Below are 1,529 nucleotides of genomic sequence, written 5' to 3'. Positions count from 1 at the left end.
ATAGCATTATATTGTTCAATCGTTGCCTGGGCATTACCATTGGTAATACCATCAGCGCCAAGCAAGATGGCATTAGAAGCATCTACAATAGTTTGAATACCTGCCGGTGTATTGGTAGCATCGCTTCCGATATTACTACCATCAAGCACACTATTAATAAAAGCTACGTTATTCGAAGTCACGCCATTGACACCGGCCATTGCATAAACTGCCTCAGTTAGTGATGCGGTATTATTTGCCTGTGCCGCAGTACTAATAGCATTGATGGCTGTAACGACATTTATCACAATAGCTTGTAATTCTCCCTGCGTATCGACTGCGCTTCCATCATCAGGTGTATTATGAATAGCAGCAAGAACGGCAGCCAAATTTGCCTCGGTTACGCCGGTGATACCAAGTGCATTTAATTGGGCAAGAGTTGGACCATTCCCTCCAGCAGCGCCAGAAAATATTGCATTAACAGCATCGGCAAGAACTTGGATCTTAGGGATAGTATCAGCAGCTCCCTTAGGAAGCGCATCAATAATAGAGTCAAGTAATGTTGCACTTTCGAAATTTAAACCTGTTACTCCAATAGTAGCGAATTGCAGTGCTGTAGCCTGCAGATTTCCTTTAATTGTACCGCCAGCCCCGGATAACACGGCATTATATGCATCAACCAGCGTTTGAATTCCAGCCAATGAGTTAACAGCTGGTGCCCCCACAGTACTACTCGCAAGAGCACTATTAATAGCACCTACATTTTCTACACTTACCCCACGAATACCGGCAGCTGAATATATAGATGCGTCAAGAATAATTGTAGGATTATTTGTTTCAGCCGCTATGCCTATCGCGATAAAGGCATCAACGATATTTTTTACTATCGTTGACAGCTCGGAAATTGTGCCTATCGCTGTACCGTTTTTACTACTTTCAGCCAAACCTGCATAGATTGCATCAAGGTTATTTGTAGTTACGCCATGTATCCCAAGTATATTAAATTGCTCCGGGGTCGCAGTTACACCTCCATTTAATCCTGTAGAGATAGCATGAATAGCATTAGCGAGAGCTTGTATGTCCACAATCGTCTTAACATCACCAACAGAAAGTCTGTCTATAATCGAATTTAAAAGAGAAACTTCAACATTACTTAAACCACTTATGCCAATGGCGCTATATTGCGCCGCAGTTAGGGAAACACCTCCGTTAGGTATCCCATCAGCGCCAAAGAAAATCGCATTGCTTATATTCACTATAGTTTGAATTTCTGCTGCAGTGCGAAGTGGCACATTTCCGGCAGCATTAGTATTAAGCGCATCATTTATAAAATTAACGTTATCTGCTGACACACCTGTTATGCCGGCCGCATTATAGCCTGACACAGGAAAACTACTCATATTACCATTTTTTAATGTGATATTAATTAGGTCTAAAGCTTGAGCCTGCTCTTGAACGCGAACTGAACTATTAGAGCTAGAACCCCCCCCCCCACCTGCGGCTAGGCCAGCAATGCCTAGAATGCCAGCGGCCAGTGTGCCAAGGCCAAT

Annotated in this window: 1 protein-coding gene; it reads right to left on the bottom strand. The window is 43.2% G+C overall.

Features of this window, described 5'->3' with window-relative positions; genetic code table 11:
* On the bottom strand, window positions 1–1,529 hold a 1,529-nt coding region (locus ASN89_RS29115; RefSeq protein ID WP_161911802.1), incomplete at both ends, for a hypothetical protein.

Origin of the sequence: Janthinobacterium sp. Ant5-2-1 (assembly GCF_001445815.1) — a bacterium.
Classification (GTDB): domain Bacteria; phylum Pseudomonadota; class Gammaproteobacteria; order Burkholderiales; family Burkholderiaceae_D; genus Janthinobacterium; species Janthinobacterium lividum_E.
Note: the sequence above shows the minus strand (reverse complement) of the source record. Positions and strands in the feature narration are given on the sequence as shown.